Origin of the sequence: Mycoplasma tauri (assembly GCF_016925555.1) — a bacterium.
GTDB lineage: Bacteria > Bacillota_I > Bacilli_A > Mycoplasmatales > Metamycoplasmataceae > Mycoplasmopsis > Mycoplasmopsis tauri.
Genome location: NZ_CP070479.1, coordinates 616,830 through 639,658, shown reverse-complemented (window position 1 = coordinate 639,658; position 22,829 = coordinate 616,830). Strand labels below are relative to the sequence as shown.

The window sequence follows — 22,829 nt, the reverse complement described above, 5'->3', positions numbered from 1 at the left end:
AAAAAAGACTTATTGGTAAAAAAAGCACAAGCATTAAAAAATCCTTTTTATTAAGATTAATTCATTATAATAGTTAGATATTAATATTCAATACCTTTTTTAGGGGGATTAATGAAGATTAAACTAAAGCCCATATTAATCACAGGATGCATTTCTATTACTACTACTTTAGCATTGGCAATTGGAATTTCATACATTCCATTTGGTGATAAAAAACTTGAATATTCTGATGGGAATATTCAACCAAATGATGACAAAAATCTAAAAGTTCCTGGCTTACCAAACAAAGACAAAAATAATTTATTGTTAGATGAGCCAAATAATAATTTTAAAATTAAAGCCAGTGATAGAGCAAAAAGTCCTGATTTTATTACTCTAAATAATAAAATAAATTATGTTGCACTCGGTGATTCAATTTCTGCTGGTTTTGATTCTGAATTAGACAAAGATTATTCTGGCAATTTTAATCAAAAGGGAGAAATTGAAGGCATTTCTTTTCCTGCATATTTAGCTCAATTTTTACAAAGTGCAGACAAAAACCGTTTTTCTTCTTTCTTTAATCACTCTTTTACTGGTTCAACTTTAAAACAATGAAGCATAATTCTTGATTGAGAAAATGAAAAAAATAAGATAAGCGATAGCGATTTAAAAGAACTGAAACAAACTTTACAAATTCAAGATATAGATAAAATAAATAAATTTTCTGAAACAGTCAAAGATTCACTTGAAAAGTCTAATTTAGTAACTATAACGCTTGGTGCCAATGACTTCATTGAACTTTTTTTAGAGGAAATTTCAAACATACCTATTTTTGAAATAATTAAGCAGTTTAGAAACAATGATTTAAATTATACTGAACTTGTTCTTTCTATAACCAACTCATTAAAAGGTGTTTTTAAAAAGTTAAACCAACGTATTGATCATTTTGCTAATCTTTTAAAAAAATATACTAAAACATCAAATGTAAACTTTATATCATATCCGCTTCCACTTGCTCATTTATTTAAAATACTTGACAAGAAGGTATTTGGTGATTCACCAAAATTTAGTATCGGCAATTTGTTAATTAACATTCTCAATGACGAAATTAAGTTTAAAGTTAACCAAAATAAGTTTTATTTTATTAATTCATATAATCAAGATTTTTGAAATTTAAATTTAAGAAAATTCATACCGACCTTATTTGATATACACCCTGGATCTATTGGATACAAAAGAATGGCAGGGGATGTTTTTGTTAAATTAATTAGTCCTTCACGAGATGTTGATGAAATGAATAAAAAAGGCATTAAATGATCTAGTGATTTTGTCAAATCTGATTTTGATACATATCTTCATCAAATTGAATTTACAGATCCATTCAAGGTAATTAATAATATTTTTGGAAATTCAATAGATAAATTTACACTTGATACAACTAATGACAAAAGGTATAATCAATATTTAGAAATTAGAAAACAAGGTGATAAATGATATTTTGAAAGAGTTCTAAAAAGATATGAAAGTTTATTTATTAATAAACTTTTAGATTTTTTAATAAATTCTGAGTTTTTTAAAAAAGCAGATATTGATGGAAAACTTTATACATTTTTAACTAAAAATAATTATGAAAATATAAACCAAATTAAACAGTGATTTACTAAAAGTGGATTTATACCATCTAAGTTGCTTGAAATACAAAAAATTTATTTCAACACTGATTGAGATAAAGATGGAATACCTGGGGCAACTTCAGGACCATTTAATGAATATTTTATGAATTCGATAAAAGAAAATTTATTTAATGAAGAAATGCTTATAAAAATGATGGCATCATTTTTCAATATTGAATTTATAAAAACTCATAATGATGAATTTGCTTCTCTTTTAGCATCATTTATTCAACAAATTATCAAACAAAATATAAATAATGATGTACTTGATGAACAGTTAAAAAATATTGATTATTCAAAATTCAATAATTATTTAGACAAAAATAGTTTGAAATCTCTTATTAACATTTTTGCTAATAGCGAATCTTTAAAATATGCGCTTACGGATCTTTTTGTAGCTATATCAAAGGATGCTTCTAAGTTTTCAAAAGCTAAAACATTTAAAGAGTTATTAAATATTTTAGTAACAAATCCCGATTTATTAAATTTAGCTAAAAACCGTACAAAACAGTTAATTAAGGAAATTTCTTCATCTGATGAATTTACAAATATTTTAGCTAGAATACTTAAAGGTTTATCTATAGAATATCCACAAATTTTTGAAGGGATAGATTTAAATAATATTGCAAAAGCTATCACTGTTTTTGTTAACAATTTTGATTTAATTGACAATGAATTTGAAATAATAAAGATATTAACAAACCAATTATTTGCTGAAATACCAAGATTATTAAATGGACAAAAAATCGAGGTTCAAGAACTGCTTAATAATATTAAAAATGAAATAAAATCTAAAATAAATAGTTCTACTATTGAAGAAAATATATTAAAAGTTCTTAAAATAGTTAGAAAAATGCAAATAGGCGAGTATAGCAATGATTTAAATAAATTAGTTTTAAATTTACTAAAACATTTTAATATTTCTGAGTTAGTTTCTAATGAAGTATATAAAAACCCATCTAGTCAAATTAATGCTCTATTATCAAAAGAAGAATTCAAAAATATATTTACAAAAGTTCTTTATTCTAGTGAATTTACAGAGCTTTCAAATGAACTTGTGAAATTAGCGATAAATTATGATGAGCAAAAAGTTGAAAATTCAAAAACCTTAAATGAATTAGTTAAATATGTAGTAAAAGACTTTGTTTCATCACAAGGCTTTTCAAAATTACAAGCGCTTATTAAAAAGATATTTTCAATTGACGAAATTAAATTAATAATAACCAATTTATTTGCTAAATATTTACCTGGAATCAATCTAAAAATAACTGGAGAAGATGTATCAAAAATATTAATTTATTTATTAGAAAATGATAATGTTAAAGAATTAATTAAAAACTTTTTACAAAAAGGTGTTCTGACCAGTGAAATAGACTTGTTTAATTTTGATATTGAAAAATCTGTTAAATTATGATTAAAAGATCCTGAAAATAGGAAATTTGTAAATGAAAAGCTTGTTGATTTATTAAAAAATATAACTAGTCAAAATGAAATACAAACAATAATTGCCAATTTAATATACGAGTTTGCCAAGACTAAAGAAGGTCTTCTTAACAAAATTGATAAAGACAAATTTATTGATTTAGTTAAAAAATTTGTTGGTTCATTTAATAATTTTGAGTCGAAATTAAATATAACAAGCAAAATTGCTGATGTTATATTAAACGAATTATCATCTAGTGGTAAAAATATTAATGCAACTGTTTTAAAGGATAATTTGGAAAAATTATTTGCAGAATTGTTTGAAAATGATAAATGAGAAACAACACTAGTTAGTTTTCTAAAAGCACTTGTTGATCCAGCTTATTTATCAAATAACGAAGAGTTAGTATCACAATTATTCTTAAATACATTATTAGTTGTACTGAAAAAGGAAAATTTAGGCACTAAATTATTTGACAACTTGCCGAAATCTGCAAAAGATGTAATTTCACAACAAATTAATGGAGATGACATTAATAATATTCTTATTGGAGCTATTTCTGATGAAGATACAACAAAACAAATTATAAGTGGTGCGTTAAGTACATTAGTTACTCACAATGACGAGTTACAATCAGCCACTTCATTCTTGGATATTCTGAAAATATATTTAAAAAATCAAGATGAAACAACCCTTGAAAGTAATTTTGAAAAAATATTTGAAAGTATTATTAATCACGAAAAAACAAGAGAATTGATAAGAGGTTTAATTGTAAGTAACATGAAACCTTATAAAATTGATTTAGAATCCGAAGCTAATACTGCTTTCTTAAATGATTTAATTAAAGATTCACCTAAATTATTAAAAGATCTTAAAATTATTCCTAATTTAGTTAAAGGTCTAAAAGATGAATTGTTGAAGATTAATCATTTTAGTGAGTTAAAATCTAACTGAATTAATGTTATTCTTGAAAAACTAAAAATTAGTAATTTTGATTTTTGGTCAACAATTCTTAAATCATCAATAATAAGTAAACATAGTAAAGTTTTAAAAGAAGATATTCAAAAAATTATTGAAGGAATAACGACAAATGAAGAACTTGTTGATAAATTTATTAATGATTTTAATTTAGCAAAAATGCTTATAAAACAGGGATTATCAGAAGAAAATGCTATCAAATTCTGAAAAGGAATTTTTAAATCCGAGAATATTAAAAACATTTTGAATCTTATAGTAAGTGAAGTTCTAGATAATGCTCAGGGATATGCAGAAACAGGGTCATGAATTAAATTTATAGAAAAATTCTTTAATTCAGATAATGTTAATAAAGCTAAAGAACATCTAAAAGAATGATATAAAGAATTAGCTAATGATCACGATTATGTGTTTGAAACTGTTGGAGCACTTTTAGCAAAATCATTTAGAGACAATGGATATTCAATTAACCAAGAACAAGAAAAAATTATTCAAGATTTTGTTAAATCATTTGCAAAAGCTGTTCCAAATTCTAGAATCCTTAATGACATAATTGACAGCGTCTTTAAAGAGTTAAAACAAATTAGCAAAGAATCAAATTTAACATTAACACAAAGAATTCTTAATGCTGTTAAAAAAGGTGCGCTTGCGTTTATAAGTAGTGAAGATGGCGAAAAAATAAACCTTTCAAAGATATTCCATAATGCTGAGGAAATTAACAAAATATTGTCTAATATAGATCCAAAAGCTTATTCAGATTTTATAAACCTTATGTTTGAAATTGCACCAGCTAGTTCAAACTCAGGCTTATTCAATATTATGTTTAATTCATCTGCAAATAATAGTTCTTCAAAAGTTGAAGTTGGTTGATCTGGTTTTAGAGACTTAGTAAATGGAAAACTTGAAGAACTTATTTCTGTAATAGTTTCTCCATTATTTAAACATTATCTTAATGAGCTAAGAAACAAGGAACACTATTTAAATATTATGGACGTTAAGAAAAATGTAACCGGTTATCACTCTATCTGAAGAGTTTATGCTTTTCTTAATGCAATTATGTATTCAAATGCAGGTAGCTTCTTCTATTGAAATGCAACTAATTTAACTGCTGAAGCTAAAACAAGATTTGCTTTTGCAAAAGCATATGAAAATGTAATTTCTAGTGGCAAATATAATGATGTCATAGATAAATATAAATCAAATTTGGGTACTATTGGTTTGTCAAATCGAACCCAAGCTAATAATACTTATTGAGCAGGAACACAAGAATTTCGTTTTGGTCCAGCATCAAATAGTTTAAATAATTGAAACTATGCTCGTGATTATTTATTAGTTTATATTTATTATCAGGATTCAAAAGATTATAAATATAATAAGGATATCTTAAAAAGGGATGTATTGATAAATGATCTCAAAAAGGGTTTCATGCCTATTGATAATAAATAATATTTTTAAAATTGATATAAAAACCGTTTTTGGTTTTTTTATTTTTACTAACAAAATATTAAAAATAATTTGATAATATACTACATATTACTATTTAAAAAAGGGGCTATATAATGAAGAAAAGGAACTATTTTTTATGTTTAATTCCATTTTCATCTTTTTTGCTTTCTTCATGTGTTGTTTCAAAAACTAAGGATGATCATAATAATAATAATCAATCTACAAAACAAAAAGAAGAAACCAATTATAAAGAAAAATATAACCTGTTAAAAAGCGAAGTAGAAAACTTTATTAAAAATAATTTAACAGAAATACAATATGAAAAATGAAAAAATAATTTGGAAAACATTTTAAATGAAACAGGCTATAAAATAGAAACAAACAGCAATATCAATGATATTTATAAGCAACAATTTGAAATTTTGAAAACCAACTTCGAAGAAATAAAGAAAAACTATATAAATGTAGACAAAAATAAAGACAAAATTAATTACAAAGAAAAATATAACCTGTTAAAAAGCGAAGTAGAAAACTTTATTAAAAATAATTTAACAGAAATACAATATGAAAAATGAAGAGATATTCTGGAAAACAATTTAAATGAAATTAGCTATAAAATAGCAATAAATGTTCAAAATCAAGGCAATGATTTTTATGAAGATAGCACAAAAGCACTCAAAAAATTATTTGAAGAAGTAAGAAAAAATTACAAGTCAGGAGTTAATGAAAAACCAAATGACTCACTTGAAATTTCACAGGGCATCAAAGAACAAGAAAATTTCACTAGTGAATGATTCACAAAAATCGATCAAAATATATCAATAAATAATGAATCTTTCGAATTTATGAATATGGTAAAACTTGAAGACATTGAAGATTACTATTTTCATCCAAATGATAAAAGACAAAAAGAAGCAATTAAAAAACATACCTATGAAATTGTTAGGGGTGCTCACAAAACTATTGAAAAAATTAGAAAAATATATGACTGAATTGGCCAAAATTTAAAGTATGCAAGAAATGATGATCCAACAGCAGCCATTGATCCTGTACACGCTTTAAACCTTAAGATAGCAGTTTGTGGTGGTTTTAGTAATTTATATAAAGCTATGCTAGATTCTATTGGAGTGAAAAATGTTGTTGTAATAGGTTGATCTAAATTTGGAGCACATCAATGAAATTTAGTATTTGATGAAGAGAGTAAACAATTTTTTCATTCAGATTCAACTTGAAAGGGAGATAGATATTTTAAACCTTCTATTGAAGAGTTTTCAAAAGATCACATTTCAATGCAAATTTTAAATAAAGATGCAAAAGTTAAAATAAATAATTTTGAGTATGAATATAATCGCGGTTTCTCTGTTTATAATTATCCTGACGGACAAAAATATGATGATATGATAAATGGCCAAATTAAGGTCGTAGTAATTTCACAAAATGCACTTAGGAAAGCTAAAAATATTTATGTTGGTGAATTTATTAATAGAATTGAATATGAGGGCGGAACTCACAATATTCAATCGTTTGAAGTAAATGTAAAAAATCCGAAATTTGCTTCTAAAAATGGTGCTTTATTTACAAAAGACATGAAAAATTTGCTAGTTGTCCCTAAAAAATACGTAAGTGCTGAGTTTTTGCTACCAAAAAGTGTAAAAACTATACAAGATTGAAAATCTACTTTTGATTTTGATAATTTAGAAAAAATTATTGTTGAACCAGGTAATTTCTGATATGGTTCATATGGTGGAATTTTGTATAACAATGACTATACAAAAATCATTTATGTGCCTCAAAAAATTGATTCTGTTGTTGCTATTAGCTCAAAAGCAATATTAGAAGCAAATGATTTTTCTTGAAACAAGAACATAAAAGAAATAATAATTCCAGAGGGAATTAAAAATATTCCTGAAAGTTTTATAAACAATTTGCCTAATTTAAAATTAATACACTTGCCATCATCATTAGAATCCCTCGATTTCAACGCATTTCAAAATATAAACAAAGATAATCTTAAAGTTAAATTAGCGGAAAAAATGAACGAAAATGTTATAAGAACTCTTGAAAAAGGAAATTTTAACATGATTAAATAATTACTATCTGCTTTTGACTTTTAAATAATTTTTATTTTTTATGTTAAAATAAAAAAATAATTAATATTAGGAGGAGTAATATGTCAACAGGTGGATGAATTGGAATTATAATCGGTTTATCTATTTTTATGGCTATTGTTGGTGGTTTTATTGGTTTTATTATTGCGAAGAAAACATTCGAAAAACAAATCCGTGAAAATCCTCCAATTACTAGAAATATGATAAAAGCTATGTTCGCACAAATGGGTAGAAAAGCTTCTGAGTCACAAATTAATGCGGTTATGCGTTCAATGACAAATGCCAAGAATGCAGAAAAATAATAATCATTAATGAATTTAGCAAGCACATTTTGTGCTTGTTTTATTTTAAAAATAGAAATAATTATTGTTTTTATATTATAAATTCTCTATTTAATATTTTTTTATAAATTTTATAAAAACACCTTGTTTATAGTTATATTTGAAAGGAGAGTAAAATGATAAAAATGTTTAAAATGTTGGATAAAAAAATAAAATGACAATTTGCATTTGGTTGTTTTCTTACTCTTATTTTTACAATTTTAAGTATATTTTTACCTCTTGTAGTTGTGCTATATATACGTCTTATTTTGTCTGACTCATCAGAACCATTTTCAGTGACATTGATAAAAGGACTTATAGAATTTGGTGAAGTTGAATATAGTTTAGCATTTAATTGATTAACAACAGTTGTTTTATTGCAGACATTATTAACTGCTATTTTAGCATTTGCATCGACAATTGTAATAGTTTGGGCGGCAGAACAAAGTAGCTATTTTTATAGAACTATTTTATTTAAAAAATATCAAGAGCTGTCACTAAAAAATATTGCAGATTTAAAAAGTGAGTCTTTGATAACTCGACTTTCTAATGATATAGCTATCTTTTGAGAATTTTTAGTAAATGGCGCAACTATAATGATAAAAAGTTTATTTTTAATTGTTGGTGGATTAGTTATAACTGCAATAATTGATTGAAGAATGGCATTAAGTATTTTTGGAATAATACCTTTTGTTGTTATCTTAGGGCTTGTTATAACGTTAAAAGTAAATCCATTGTTAAAACGCGCACAAAAAACTGTTGAAAATGTAACTAAAATTGTTGATGAGAACATATCTGGAATAAGAGTTATAAAGACATTTAATCTTGAAGAAAAAAGATTTAATGTTCTTAAAGAAGCCAATGGTCAATGGTTTAAAAATCAATATAGAATAGGTATGATTTTTTCAACTGCTTTTCCGCTTTTTTCAACATTTGTTAACCTTTTGATAATCGGGATTTATTCGGTTGTTGGAAGAAATGTTGTTCTTAGTAAAGTTGATAAGTTAACAATAACTAATATAACTCTTTTTCTCGATTATTTATGAATTGTTGCTGGTGGAATTTTATTATTCTTAGCATTTTTAAGTTCGTTTATTAGAGCGAGAGTTTCTGTTGGCAGAATATTAGAGGTATACGAATTCAAAAATGATGGATTATACTTGTCTGAAGGATTAAAAGTAAAAACATATGACATGAAAATAGATAATCTATCATTTAAATATTATGATTCTTCTCCAAGTAATGTTATTAATAATATTAGTTTAACAATACCATTTAAAAAGACAATAGGAATAATAGGTCCCACCGGTAGTGGTAAAAGCACTTTTGTAAATTTATTGGTTAATAATTTTAAATACTATGATGGGTCTATTAAACTTGGTGGTCTTGAAGTTAATGAATTAAATAGCAAACACTTGCATGATATAGTTGGAATTGTCTATCAAGATTCATTATTGTATACTGGAAATATAAGAGATAACATGTTATGGGCTAAAGAAGATGCTACTGATAAAGAAATAGAATTAGCATTAAAAAATGCATGTGCACTTGACTTTGTTAATGAATTTAGCAATAAATTGCATCATCCTGTTTATCAAGGTGGGAAAAATTTATCTGGAGGGCAAAAACAAAGACTGTCAATAGCTAGAACTCTTTTAAGAAAACCAAAAATTCTTATATTAGATGATTCAACAAGCGCTTTGGATAATATAACTGCTCAAAAAATTTTAACAAATATAAAAGAAAATTATGAATGTTCAACTATTATAGTTAGTCAAAAGATTAGTGCAATAAAAGATGCTAATGAAATAATAGTTTTTTCACCTTCGGGACATATAATTGGTATTGGAACACATGATCAATTAAAAGAAAATTGCAGTTTTTATAGAAGAATTTATCAAACACAATTAGATCAATAGGAAAGGAGGTTAAAATGAAAGTCACAAAGGCAGTAAATGATAGCAATAATGAAAATCACAGAGTTTCAACAATTGCTTTACTAAAGTTTTCTTTAAAATTCATGAAAAACGATAAAAAAGTATTAATTATTGGATTTCTTCTGTCAATTATTGACGCTTTTATGTATACATTTGGAACAGCAATGACTGGTTTCTTAATTAAGTGATTTTTTACTGAAGATGTTTTAATAGGCAAGGAAAGTTTTAAATCAGTTGAGTTTATTTTTGCAATGATAGGTATGGCTTTATCGTTTTTAATCTCTTTTATTGCTAAAATGTTTCAAAATAGATTAATGATTTACGCTTCTTTTAAAGCAACTGCAAGAATGCGTTCAAAAGCATCAAAAAATTTGCTTTATATGCCTATTTCCTACCATGATAAGAATAAAGTAGGTGACAAAATTTCAACGCTTACAAATGATATAAATAACATATCACAAACACTTGTACAAATGTTTAATGAAGCTTCTGGAATGCTTTTTAAATTGCTTTTTGTTGTGTTTTTTATGTTATTATATTCGCTAACTTTATCAGCTATTGTTCTACCTATCATTATATGCTTTGCTATTGTAAGTTGACTTTTTCTTGCCAAAGCAAGAAAACCATATATTGAAATGATTAATAAATTTGGAGATATGAATGCATATGTTGAAGAAATGCTTAAAAATTCAAAAGTTACACAATCATTTGATAGACAAAAGAAAGCAAATCATGATTTTGAAAAAATAGCTAATGGCATTAGAAAAAGTTCATTTCGTGGTGATTTATATACTAAGTTTTTTGAGCCATATTTTGTTATTTTCTCAAATTTTTTAATATTAATAGTTCTTGCAATATCTTTTTGATTTAAGAACGGAAATGTCTGATTTGCAGGTGTTTTAGGCAATGAAGTTATTGCAATAATAAATGGTTATATTCAATTTCTTTGAACATTTACTAGTGTTCTTCAATTATTTTTTAACTTTGTTTTTTCAACTCAAATTGGTGTAGCATCAACAACAAGAATTTTTAAATTAATTGAGCTTGACCCTCCAAAAAAAATTGAGAATCCACAATATTTAGATTCAAAAAAAGTAGAAGGTTATATAGAATTTGATAATGTTTCATTTAGATATAGTAAAAAAATGAATGAATATCAACTAAAAAATGCTTCTTTTAGTGCTAATCCTGGTGAAGTTATAGCAATAGTTGGCCCAACTGGCGCCGGTAAAACAACTATAATAAGTTTGTTGAGTAAATTTTATGAATATGAGTCAGGATCAATTAAAATTGATGGCTTGGAGCTTAAAAATATTCCAAAAGACAATCTATTGGACCTAATGACAGTTGTTCTTCAAGATTCATTTATGTTCAATGATACAATTATCAATAACCTTAAGGTTGGAAATCCAAATATAAGTGATGAAGATGTTTTTGAGGCAGCTAAACTTACAAATGCGCATCAATTCATACAAAATTATAAAAATGGATACCAAACAATAATTGAAAATAATGGAGCAAATCTTTCACAAGGTGAAAAGCAATTATTATCAATTACTCGTGCTATTTTAGGCAACAAAAAAATACTAGTTCTTGATGAAGCAACATCAAATGTAGATTCTAACACTGAAAAAATAATTCAAGATGCCTTGCAGAACACTGTAATGAAAGGAAAAACATCATTTGTTATTGCTCATAGACTAAGTACTATAAGAAATGCTGACACAATAATAGTAGTTGATCATGGTCAAATAATTGAAAAAGGCAATCATAGAGAATTAATGAACAAAAAAGGTTTTTATTATGAGTTGCATGAGTCACAGTTTAATTAATAGGCTATGCCTATTTTTTTATTTTTTGGTTTAGTAATCTAAAAAGAAAGCTTAATTTATTTTATAATTCAACTAGCAGTATTAAATTAAGGATTTTTATGGAAAAAGAAAAGAAGAGGAAAAAAAGAAAAATTGCTTTAGGTATTTTATTAGGATTAGCAATATTAGGAACATCTGCAGTAGTTGCTGGTGTTGTTATTTCTAAAAAACAAGGGAAAAAAGAAGCTGAAGAAAAAGAATTAACGACTCCAAAAGAAAAGGAAGCTTTAAAAGAAATTAAAGACAAAATCAAAAAAATATATGATCCAGAAGTTGATAAGGAAGTTAAAAACGAAAATCAAATAAAAGATATTAAGGAAAAGATTGATGAAGTTCTTTCAGATGTATTTTCTAAAAAATGATTTTGATGAAGAAGAAATACACGCATGACATCCTTGGGAGGCCCTAAAAAAGATAAACCAAAAAAACAACAATCTGAGCAATTGAAAGATGATAAGAATTTAAAATTAAAACAAATTGATTTGTCTAAATTTAAAACAACATTAGAAAAAGTAAAAAAACTAAATATTGATGAGTATTATAAAAACTATGTTGAAAAATTAAAGAAAGAAAAATTTGAGGAATTTAAATCTCCTCTTTGGAAGAAATATAATCAAATTAATGATTTTTATCAAAAATTAATCTTGGCTAAACCAGATGATTTCTTAGTTAATGCCGACAAGAAAACAATTTTGGAAGTATTAAAGAGTATTGAAACTAGATTAAAAAACGCACCATTGAAAGATTATGATTTTGTAAATAATCTTGATGAAGAATTGGTTCTTTTCTACATAAGCCGTATCGAACCTCTTGTATTTAGAGAAGATTATTTAACATTATTAGGTTATATTAAGGAAAAATATCCAAAAATAAGCACAGAAGATATAGAAAGTAAAGTAAATGAAAAATTGACTTATGGTGGGTATATTAAAGATTCATTTCATTTTGGTTATAAAAATTTAAAAAGTCGTTTACTAGCAAATGAAAATTACAATTTAAATGATCTAATACCAGAACCAAAACACTATGAAATAGGTGAATTAGGGACTAAAGATGAAATATATGCTAGAATTCAGCAAACAATTTTTCAACAAAACACTGATGCTTTTATGCAATATGGCTATTTTGAAAAAGTTATTAGAGAACTAGATAAATTAAGCAAAAAAAGTGGAAATTACAAGACATTTTTCCAAGGGATTTTATATCTTGAAAAACAAATTGTTTTAATTAATGAGAGGATTCAAGCAGGCATTGAAATGAAAAAACACTATGATGAAATTAAAAATCAATGATATACATATGGTGCCTGAGCAGTAAATCGATCATATGAAGTCGAAAAAAGAATTAAAAAAACATCTACAACCGAGGAAGTTTATAAAGCAATTGAAGACCTGAAAAATATTAAGGAACAAGGATTAAAACTTGAATCTGCAAGAAATAAATATGACGAAGCACTTGAAAATGCAACAGTATTTGTTGAAACACTAAAAACTCAGCAAGAGCAATATGCAGAGATAATTGGAGAATTAATAAAAGTCATTGACAAAGCAAAGGAATTTAATACATATCAACCAACAGCAGATATGTACTCAGCAGCAGAAGAAAAATTAAAATTAGGATTACAAACAGCGAAAATTGCAAAAGAAAACAAGGATAAAGAAATACAAAATTAATAAATTACATAAATAATGAATTTATCTTTTTTATAGGAATATAAATAAAAAAACAGGTTTCCCTGTTTTTTTATTGTTCTGGTCACCAAAGGTGAACTGGTACGCCCGGGAGGACTCGAACCTCTGACCCAATGGTTAAAAGCCATTTGCTCTACCGCCTGAGCTACGGGCGCATATTTATATGCCATTAGGCACATGGTGCCCAGAACTGGACTTGAACCAGCACGAACTAAACGTTCGAGGGATTTTAAGTCCCTTGCGTCTACCTATTCCGCCACCTGGGCATGTGTAAAAATGCATTAATATTATAATATATAAAGTAATAAACGCAAGCAAAAAAATATTTTTTTATTTTTGAACTAAAAAATCTATTTTTAAAGCAAAAAAAAGATAATAAAAAATCCTGATAAAGGACTTTTAATAATTCATAATTTCTTCATACTCTTCTAAAGTACCATGATATATAAAACTTTTATCTGGTGCAATTTCTAAAATTACATTAGCAACTTTATTAACTAGTGCTCTATTATAAGTTGTAAAAATTGTACCACCTTTATATGATTCAAGACCTGAAATAACACTATCAATACTTTCAGCATCAAGATGATCTAGGGGTTGGTCAAGAATTAAGAAATTAGCTTCTAAAAGCATCATTCTAGAAAACATCAATCTTGCCTTCTCTCCACCACTTGTTACCGAAACTTTCTTAAATACAGAATCGTTTGAAAAAAGCATTCTTCCTAAAAAACTACGCATTCTTTGGTCAGAAACATCTTTTGTCTCTTCTGTTGAATTATATGGTGGTCATTGAGCTAATCATTCAATAATTGACATTTCATCATTAAAGTATTTACTATTGTCATTTGGATAGTATGTAAATTTAACAGTCTGGCCTCATTTTACTGTACCAGAAGTTGGCTTTGTAATTCCCATAAGACATTCTAAAAATTTAGTCTTGGCAATATCGTCTTCACCAATTAAAACCATTTTTTCGCCTTTTGCTAATGTAAATGAGACATTTTGGAATAATGATTCTCCCTTTTCATTTATATAAGTTAAGCCATCAACTTCAAGAATATCTTTTCCTAATTGTCTATGAATATCTCAATTAATAAAAGGGTATTTACGATTAGATGGTTTTATTTCATCCAAAGTTATTTTTTCAAGTGATTTTTTTCTACTTGTAGCTTGTCTTGATTTTGATGCATTAGCACTAAATCTAGCTATAAATTGTTTAAGTTTTTCAATTTGAACTTCTTTTTTAGCATTTGATTGTTTTGTAAGTTCCTTTGCTAATTCACTACTTTCTTTTCAAAATGAATAGTTTCCTGTATACATTTTTGCTTCATTATAATCAATATCCACAATGTTGGTGCATACGTTGTCTAAAAAATCGCTATCATGAGACACAACAATAACAACATTTTGATAATCAGATAAAAAGTTCTCAAGTCATTTAATAGCCCTAAGATCAAGGTGGTTTGTAGGTTCATCCATAATCAAAATGTCTGGGTTGCCAAATAAAGCTTTAGCTAAAAGCACTTTAATTTTTTGATTAGCTGTTAATTCGCTCATTTTGGCATCTCATTTTTCCTTTGGTATTTGTAATCCAGCTAATAATTCTTGTGCATCATTATCAGCTGTTCAACCACCAAGGTCACCATATTTAATTTCTAATTCACCAGCACGATTGTAATCTTCTTCTGTAGCCTCAGGATTTGCATAAATTGCATCTTTTTCCTCTTTAATTTTGTACAAAACAGTATTTCCTAGTATAACTACATCAGTTACATTTTTATCATCATAAGCATTATGATCTTGGCTTAAAACACTGATTCTTTTACCTTTTTCAATAATTATTTGGCCACTAGATGGCTCAATCTCACCAGCAAGCATTTTTAAAAATGTACTTTTACCAGCTCCATTAGCTCCAATTATTCCATATGTGTTTCCAGCAGTAAATTTTAATGTAACATTTTCAAATAATTTTTTATCACTAAAAATCATGCTTAAATTTTGTACTTCCAACATTGTTCCTCCTAAATGAACAAAAAAACTAGCAAGTAGTTTTTTCAAATTAGACTATATTAAAGTCTTTTATGATTAATTTGTATTGTTCTAAATCATTTTTTTCAAGTAAAAAAAGAGCTATCTTTTGATGTGTCAAAATAGAAATTAATTGTTCGTTGTCCAATTCTCTTGGAATTGGAAAAATAGACGATGATAAAAATTTAACTTCATTAGCTATGTCATAATCAGTAATTTTAACATTTGCTTTTCTGCCTAGAATTTTATTCATTAAAAATAGTTTATATTTAATAATTGATCTTTTAATGGCGCCCTCAATAATTTTGTTTCCTTCATCAGTTTGATTTTCTATTTCTTTAGCAATTTTTTCTTTCTCATTAGCGTCATTAATTTCAGCTAATAATTGATTAACAATTTCAGAAGTTGATTTGTTAATATTAAAATTATTTATTTCTATTTCATTTTTCTGCATTATAAGATCAATAGCTTCTTCATAATATCTAAGTAGCTCATTTGTTGCATTTTTCTTAATTGTGTCTCTATTAACTTTATTCTTTAAATCTTCAAGAGTCATTACACCTGGTATATTTATATATTTTACATTTGAATCATCAAGTTTTACTCTTGTTGGTCTCTTGCCTGAATGAATTGTTATATTAAATATAACTCCATCGGGTGCTGTTGTTGTAAATGTTTCGCCAACTTTTTTACCCAAAAGTTCACTATTAATTGAATATGAATCAGATTTATTAACTTGAACTGCAACATTATCATCTCTAGCAACAATTTGGCCATTAAGAGATCTTGTACCACTTCATTCTATGACATCACCTTCTAAAATAGTGCCTTCAAATGGTTCAAGAATTGGATAATCTTGAATCATTTTTTCAAATCTTTCTTTCAAAAACTCTTGTGGAACAGGTTTATAAGAAAAATTCATGTTTAAATCTGTAAATTGAATTTTATCAACATCTTCAACTAAATAATAAGTTATGGTTATATTTATTTTTTTATTGTTTCTTGCAATATCTTCAACTGTTATAATTGGTGGAAACATAATAATGTCAAAATTTTCTTTTAATAATTCTTGAGAAGTTGAATCCACAGCATTTTGAACAAATTTATTTAATGTTAACTCTTCAATTTGTTCAATTGTCAGTTTTTGACCTTTTGAAGCTAAATCCATCATTGTCTTAGCTTTTTCACTTTCTCATTCATTTGGCAGAATATTTAAATCGTTAACCTTTGTTTTGTAATTAATCATAAGACTCTCCTATTATTTTTTTATTTATTAAGTTATTATTAAGTTGATAATGTTTATATAAATATTAATTATTATATTTTAATTTTGTATAAAAGTAAACCATAAAACAAATTTGTATTTTTAAAAAAGCATAAAAAAATTAAAAAAAATTGAAACACACGGCAAAGTTGTTATATAATTGAAAAACTTATTATTATTTTTTGTATAAAAATCAATACATAGGTTATGAATTTAGGACATTTATAAAGATATTATGAAAGGAAAGAAATGCCTACAACAAATCAATTAGTTTCAAGTGGTAGAGAAAATAAAGTTCGTAAGCAAAAATCACCTGCTTTGAACTTAAGCCTCAACCTCTTAACAAAAAAGGCGCGTAAAATGCCTGCACCATTTAAGCGTGGTGTATGTACTAGGGTTGCTACAATGACACCTAAAAAACCTAACTCAGCTTCACGTAAATATGCTCGTGTTAAGTTATCAAATGGTATGGAAATTACAGCATATATTGGTGGTGAAGGACACAACTTACAAGAACACTCAGTTGTTTTAATTCGTGGTGGTAGAGTTAAAGACCTTCCTGGTGTTAGATATCACATAGTTCGTGGAACACAAGACTTAGCAGGTGTTGCAAACCGTAAACAAGGACGTAGTTTATACGGAGCTAAGAGAGAAAAGAAATAATTAATTTAGGAAAGGAAAGAAAAACATGTCAAGAAAACATAGTGCACCAATAAGAAAAGTGCTTGCAGACCCAGTATTTAATTCAGTACTTGTTACTAAATTAATTAACACAATTATGTTAGATGGTAAGAAATCTCTTGCACAAGAAATTCTTTATTCTGCTTTTGAACTTGTTAAAGAAAAAACAGGAAAAGACCCAATGGAAGTTTTCCATCAAGCAGTTGAAAATGTTACACCTCAACTTGAAGTTAGAACAAGAAGAATAGGTGGTACAAACTACCAAGTTCCTACTGAAGTTTCAGAAAGAAGAAAACAAACACTATCACTTAGATGATTAGTACAATATGCTCGTTTAAGAAACGAAAAAACAATGGACGTTAGATTAGCTAACGAAATTATCGATGCATCAAACAAAACTGGTGGAGCTATTAAAAAACGTGAAGATACTCACAAGATGGCTGAAGCAAACCGTGCTTTTGCTCACTTCAGATGATAATTTTCGCTTTTTTATAGATAAATTAGGAAGATTTTATGTCTAGACAATATAAATTAGAAGATTACCGTAATATTGGTATTATGGCTCACATTGATGCAGGAAAAACAACAACTACAGAAAGAATTTTATTGCACACAGGTAAAATTCATAAACTAGGTGAAACACACGATGGTGCTTCACAAATGGACTGAATGGCCCAAGAACAAGAACGTGGTATTACTATTACTTCAGCTGCCACAACAGCTTTTTGAAAAGGCAAAAGAATTAACATTATTGATACCCCAGGACACGTTGACTTTACAGTTGAAGTTGAACGTTCACTTCGTGTTCTTGATGGTGCTGTTACAGTTCTTGATGCTCAATCAGGTGTTGAACCACAAACAGAAACAGTATGAAGACAAGCTACAACTTATAGAGTTCCAAGAATTATTTATGTAAATAAAATGGATAAAGCTGGTGCAGATTTTTATGCATCTGTTAAATCTGTTAAAACAAGATTGAATGCTAATGCTGTTGCTATCCAAATTCCTATTGGTGCTGAAAGTAATTTCACAGGCTTGGTTGACTTAGTTGAAATGAAAGCATATGAATTTGATGGTAAACCTGAAGAAATTGCAAAAGAAATAGAAATTCCTTTTGACTTACAAGAATTAGCTAAGGAAAAAAGACAAGAATTAATTGAAGCAGTTGCTACATTTGATGAAGAATTTATGCTTAAAGTTCTTGATGGTGTTGAACCTACAATGGATGAACTTAAAGAAATGATTCGTAAAGCAACTTTAACTTCAGAATTTTTCCCAGCTGTTTGTGGTACAAGTTTCAAGAACAAAGGTGTTAAGAAAATGATCGATGCTGTTGTTGATTATTTACCATCACCTCTTGATATTCCCGCTACAAAGGCACACAAAGAAGAAGAAGAAGAAATTTCAATCCCTGCTACAGATGACTATCCATTTGCAGGTCTTGCTTTCAAAGTTATGACTGACCCATTTGTTGGTTCATTAACATTCATTAGAGCATACGCAGGTGTGCTTCAAAAAGGTAGTTATGTATATAACTCAACAAAAGGTGTTAAAGAAAGAATTGGTCGTTTAATTCAAATGCATGCTAACTCACGTCAAGAAATTGATGAAGCTTATGCTGGTGACATTTTTGCTGCAGTTGGTCTTAAAGGTACAACAACAGGTGATACACTTATTGCTGACAAAGCTCCTGAAATTGTTCTTGAAAAAATGGTATTCCCAGAACCAGTTATCTCACAGGCTCTTGAACCTGAATCAAAAGATGCTATGGAAAAACTTGCTCTTGGTTTACAAAAATTAGCTGCTGAAGACCCTACATTTAGAACATACACAGATGAAGAAACAGGTCAAACAATTATTGCTGGTATGGGTGAATTACACCTTGATATAATTGTTGATCGTCTTAAGAGAGAACACGGTGTTAAAGCTAAAGTTGGTGCTCCTCAAGTTTCATATCGTGAAACAATTACAAAAACTGCTGATGTTGAAGGAAAACACATCAAACAATCTGGTGGTAAAGGTCAATATGGTCACGTATGAATTAAATTTGAACCAAATCCAGACAAAGGTTTTGAATTTGTTGATAAAATTGTTGGTGGTAAAATTCCTAAAGAATACATTAAACCAATTCAAAAAGGTCTTGAAGACAAAATGGCTGGGGGTATTTTAGCTGGTTACCCAATGATTGACATTAAAGCAACATTATTTGATGGATCATACCATGATGTTGACTCTTCAGAAATGGCTTACAAAATTGCTGCTTCTAAAGCACTTACAAAATCAAAAGAATTAGTTGGTACAGTTCTTCTTGAACCTATTATGGATGTTTCAGTTGTTATTCCAGATGATTATTATGGTGACGTTATGGGTGACTTAACTCGTCGTAGAGGTCAAATTCAAGAAAGTGAACTTAGAACAGATGGTGCTCACATTTTACGTTGTTTAGTACCATTAAGTGAAATGTTTGGTTATGCAACTGACTTAAGAAGTATGACTGCAGGTCGTGGAAATTACCAAATGCAATTCCACCACTATGAAAAATGTCCTAAAAACATTTCTGATACAATAATTAAAAAACGTAACATTCAATCAAAAGATGAAGATTAATAATACATTAAAGCCCATAGGCTTTTTTGTTTTTTATAAGCCTATAAAATAATTAAATTAGTAAAAAAATACATTTAAAACGTAGTTTGTATATTAAATTCTTTATCCAATAAAAATTTAAATTATTTAGAAAAATAAGTATTTTTTCCCATTTTTTTCCTTTTTTCATAATTTTGAATAATTTCAGAAATACAAATAAGGAAGCACATAATTTGCATCCAAAAATTTTCTTTATTTATCTTAAAATTTAATTTTAAATAAAAAAAAGAGCTAAATATGCTCTTTTACTAGTATTATTTTTTCACTTTTTTAAGTGTTGGGAATAATAAAACATCTCTAATTGAACTCGTTTCTGTTAAAAGCATAATCAATCTGTCAATACCTATTCCGCAACCACCAGTAGGAGGCATTCCATATTCTAGAGCATCAACAAAATCTCAATCAATGTCGCTTGCTTCATCATTTCCAGAATTTTTTTCTTTAATTTGTTCTTTAAATCTTTCAAGCTGATCAATAGGGTTACTTAGCTCTGTATACATGTTTGCATATTCTTTTGTATTAATAAAAAGCTCAGCTCTTTCAGTGAATCTAGGATCATCACTCTTAGCACTTAATGGGGAAACTTCAATAGGGTGGCCATAAATAAAAGTAGGTTCGATTAATGTTTCTTCTATTAATTCCTCATATAAAGCATTAATTATATGTCCAGTAGTTCAAAATTTTTCAATTTTTATTTTGTGATTTGTAGCAATTTTTTTAGCTTCTTCAAAAGTGATTGATCTGAAATCTGCACCTGTCTTCTCATTAACTGCATCAACCATATTTAGTCTTTTAAAAGGTTTTGATAAATCAATTTCAACACCATTATTAAGATATATATTTTTACCAATCTTGCTTATTAATTGTTTAAAAAGTTTTTCAGTATGATTCATCATTCCTTCAACATTTGAATAAGCTTCGTAAAATTCTATTGTTGTAAATTCAGGATTATGAGTTGTATCATATCCTTCATTTCTAAAAATTCTACCTAGTTCATATACTTTATCAAAACCACCTACAATACATTTTTTGAGTGGTATTTCAGTAGCAATTCTTAAAACAAAATCTTGATTCAAAGAATTGTGGTGAGTTGTGAAAGGTTTTGCAGCGGCCCCTGAAATATAATCATGAAGAAAAGGCGTTTCAACTTCCATATATCCTGAATTATTAAAGTATTCTTTAATTCAGTTGATAATTTTCGTTCTAAGAATAAATTTGTTTCTTGATTCTTCATTTATGATTAAATCAACATATCTTCTGCGGTATCTTTCTTCTGTGTCAACTAGACCGTGGAATTTATCTGGTAAAGGTTTTAATGCTTTAGTTAAAATTTTTATATCAATACATTTTATTGTTAGTGCGCCTGTGTGCGTTTTCATTATAGAACCATTTACTCATAAAATATCACCAATATCAAAAGTTTCAACAATTTTTGAAACATTTAAATTTTCTTTTTTGTTAAAGTAAACCTGAATTGTCCCTTGTGAGTCTTTTAAAACAAGGAAAGGTCCTCTAACAGTCATTAATCTACCAGTAACGTTAATTTTTATGTTTTTTTCTTCTAATTCTTCACGAGTAAAGACATTGTATTCAGAAACTAATTGATTACTTAAAGTTAATTCACCAAGACCATATGCTTTTTTAAATGGCTCAACATTATTTTCTTCATAAAAAGATAATTTATTACGTCTAACAAGCTCTTGTTCAGTATATTTTTCCATTTATTGCCTCCATGATATACAAAATTAATATTAATTATAATATTAAATTACTATAGGTATTTAAAAAAAGAACACCATTAGCTTTTTTACCTAATTAATAAATTAACTTATAATTATATAAAACTAAATTCATCTTTCTAATTGTTATAAAAAAGGAATAATCAATGAGAAAATTTTACAACGGAAGAGACTACTTTGTGGATGAAAGTGAAAGAGTGATAATTCTTTCTGATTCTATGCAGCAAAAATTACTTAATGGAAACCAATTTGAAAAATTTAAAAAACTCGGTGGGTCATCAGTTGGAAACATTTTAACACCAGATAGGTTTAATAGTGATTTTAAGGCTTTTTGTCATATAACAAGGCTTTCGCTACCGGTGCTTCAGAGAAAATATGTGAGAGCTGGCGAGACGCTTGAACCTAAAATCATAGATCATCTTTCAACATATTTTGAAAAAAAGTTTGGACCGGAATTTAAAATAAAACATATAGAAGCTAAAAATGTCAATTATGACTATTTTAAAGATGAATATGTCTTAGGTGGTGTGCCTGATGCATTGATAGAATCAAAAAAAATTGTTTTTGAAATTAAAACTACTCAAGAAAAAAACTGAGCTGCCTGAACAATTAATGGATCTGTTGCACAATCAATGGATAAAAAAGATGGTGTTCCTTTGAATTATAAGAAACAAGCCCAACTCTACACTAACTTGTTGAATTATGATAGATTCATGATTGTTGGACTATTTTTAAAAGATGAAGATTACCTAAATCCAGAAAAAGTTAATGTTGCAGAAAGAAAAATGGAAGTATTCCAATATAAAGTTAAAAACAATAGAGAACTTGAATTGCAAATTGCAGATGATAAGGAAAAATTAATAAAGTTTCATGAAAAATATAGTTTGCATAAAGAAAAAATATCCCCACAATATGATTTAATTAATGATATTGACCAAGTAGAATACTTAAAATGTAAAAATGAACAAGAATGAGAAGAATTGTTTAACAAATGAAAAAAGCTTGGAAAAATTGACCAAGATATAGATTTTAAAAATGTTTAAAAGAG

At 27.3% G+C, this 22,829-nt stretch carries 13 protein-coding genes and 2 tRNA genes; 10 read left to right on the top strand and 5 right to left on the bottom strand.

All coding sequences use genetic code 4. The features are described from left to right. Positions 1 to 111: 111 nt before the first annotated feature. From JS510_RS02745 to JS510_RS02720, 6 genes are all read left to right on the top strand, one after another. Positions 112 to 5,496 (top strand): SGNH/GDSL hydrolase family protein, encoded by a 5,385-nt coding sequence (locus JS510_RS02745; protein WP_205517231.1) that lies wholly within the window; start codon positions 112 to 114, stop codon positions 5,494 to 5,496. A gap of 113 nt (positions 5,497 to 5,609) precedes the next feature. After that, complete coding sequence (locus JS510_RS02740; protein ID WP_205517230.1) at positions 5,610 to 7,586, top strand: leucine-rich repeat protein; 1,977 nt, start codon at positions 5,610 to 5,612, stop codon at positions 7,584 to 7,586. Between the two features lie 80 nt (positions 7,587 to 7,666). Then, positions 7,667 to 7,906, top strand: a complete 240-nt coding sequence (locus tag JS510_RS02735) for a YneF family protein (RefSeq protein WP_205517229.1) — start codon at positions 7,667 to 7,669, stop codon at positions 7,904 to 7,906. A 155-nt stretch (positions 7,907 to 8,061) separates the two neighbouring features. Then, a complete protein-coding gene (locus JS510_RS02730) occupies positions 8,062 to 9,843 on the top strand; it encodes an ABC transporter ATP-binding protein (RefSeq protein ID WP_205517228.1) in 1,782 nt (593 codons plus the stop codon). A gap of 14 nt (positions 9,844 to 9,857) precedes the next feature. Then, a complete protein-coding gene (locus JS510_RS02725; RefSeq protein ID WP_205517227.1) occupies positions 9,858 to 11,693 on the top strand; it encodes an ABC transporter ATP-binding protein in 1,836 nt (611 codons plus the stop codon). Positions 11,694 to 11,791: 98 nt separating this feature from the next. Further along, entirely contained in the window at positions 11,792 to 13,405 is a 1,614-nt protein-coding gene (locus JS510_RS02720) for a hypothetical protein (RefSeq protein ID WP_205517226.1), read from the top strand. Between the two features lie 97 nt (positions 13,406 to 13,502). On the opposite strand, the gene JS510_RS02715 is transcribed toward JS510_RS02720, so the two are convergent. The 4 genes from JS510_RS02715 to JS510_RS02700 form a co-directional block, all read right to left on the bottom strand. Beyond that, a tRNA-Lys gene (locus JS510_RS02715) sits at positions 13,503 to 13,578 on the bottom strand. Between the two features lie 23 nt (positions 13,579 to 13,601). Beyond that, positions 13,602 to 13,689 (bottom strand) — tRNA-Leu (locus JS510_RS02710). Between the two features lie 133 nt (positions 13,690 to 13,822). After that, complete coding sequence (locus JS510_RS02705) at positions 13,823 to 15,436, bottom strand: ABC-F family ATP-binding cassette domain-containing protein (RefSeq protein WP_205517225.1); 1,614 nt, start codon at positions 15,434 to 15,436, stop codon at positions 13,823 to 13,825. Positions 15,437 to 15,482: 46 nt separating this feature from the next. Continuing rightward, the gene (locus JS510_RS02700; RefSeq protein WP_205517224.1) at positions 15,483 to 16,697 is read right to left on the bottom strand and encodes a trigger factor-related chaperone; all 1,215 of its coding nucleotides are present in this window, start codon (positions 16,695 to 16,697) and stop codon (positions 15,483 to 15,485) included. 267 nt (positions 16,698 to 16,964) lie between these two features. Here JS510_RS02700 and rpsL point away from each other — a divergent pair, with 267 nt between their 5' ends. The 3 genes from rpsL to fusA are packed head-to-tail and all read left to right on the top strand — an operon-like array spanning position 16,965 to position 20,003. Then, positions 16,965 to 17,378, top strand: coding sequence for a 30S ribosomal protein S12 (gene rpsL / locus JS510_RS02695; RefSeq protein ID WP_205517223.1), 414 nt, complete (start codon positions 16,965 to 16,967; stop codon positions 17,376 to 17,378). 25 nt (positions 17,379 to 17,403) lie between these two features. Then, complete coding sequence (rpsG, locus tag JS510_RS02690; protein WP_205517222.1) at positions 17,404 to 17,874, top strand: 30S ribosomal protein S7; 471 nt, start codon at positions 17,404 to 17,406, stop codon at positions 17,872 to 17,874. A 35-nt stretch (positions 17,875 to 17,909) separates the two neighbouring features. Continuing rightward, positions 17,910 to 20,003, top strand: a complete 2,094-nt coding sequence (fusA, locus tag JS510_RS02685) for an elongation factor G (protein WP_205517221.1) — start codon at positions 17,910 to 17,912, stop codon at positions 20,001 to 20,003. 293 nt (positions 20,004 to 20,296) lie between these two features. On the opposite strand, the gene lysS is transcribed toward fusA, so the two are convergent. After that, positions 20,297 to 21,763, bottom strand: a complete 1,467-nt coding sequence (gene lysS / locus JS510_RS02680; protein WP_205517220.1) for a lysine--tRNA ligase — start codon at positions 21,761 to 21,763, stop codon at positions 20,297 to 20,299. A 164-nt stretch (positions 21,764 to 21,927) separates the two neighbouring features. Between lysS and JS510_RS02675 the strand changes: the two genes are divergently transcribed. After that, positions 21,928 to 22,824 carry an MAGa7180 family putative nuclease gene (locus JS510_RS02675; protein ID WP_205517219.1) on the top strand — a complete coding sequence of 299 codons (897 nt, stop codon included), beginning with the start codon at positions 21,928 to 21,930 and terminating at the stop codon, positions 22,822 to 22,824. Positions 22,825 to 22,829 lie beyond the last annotated feature (5 nt).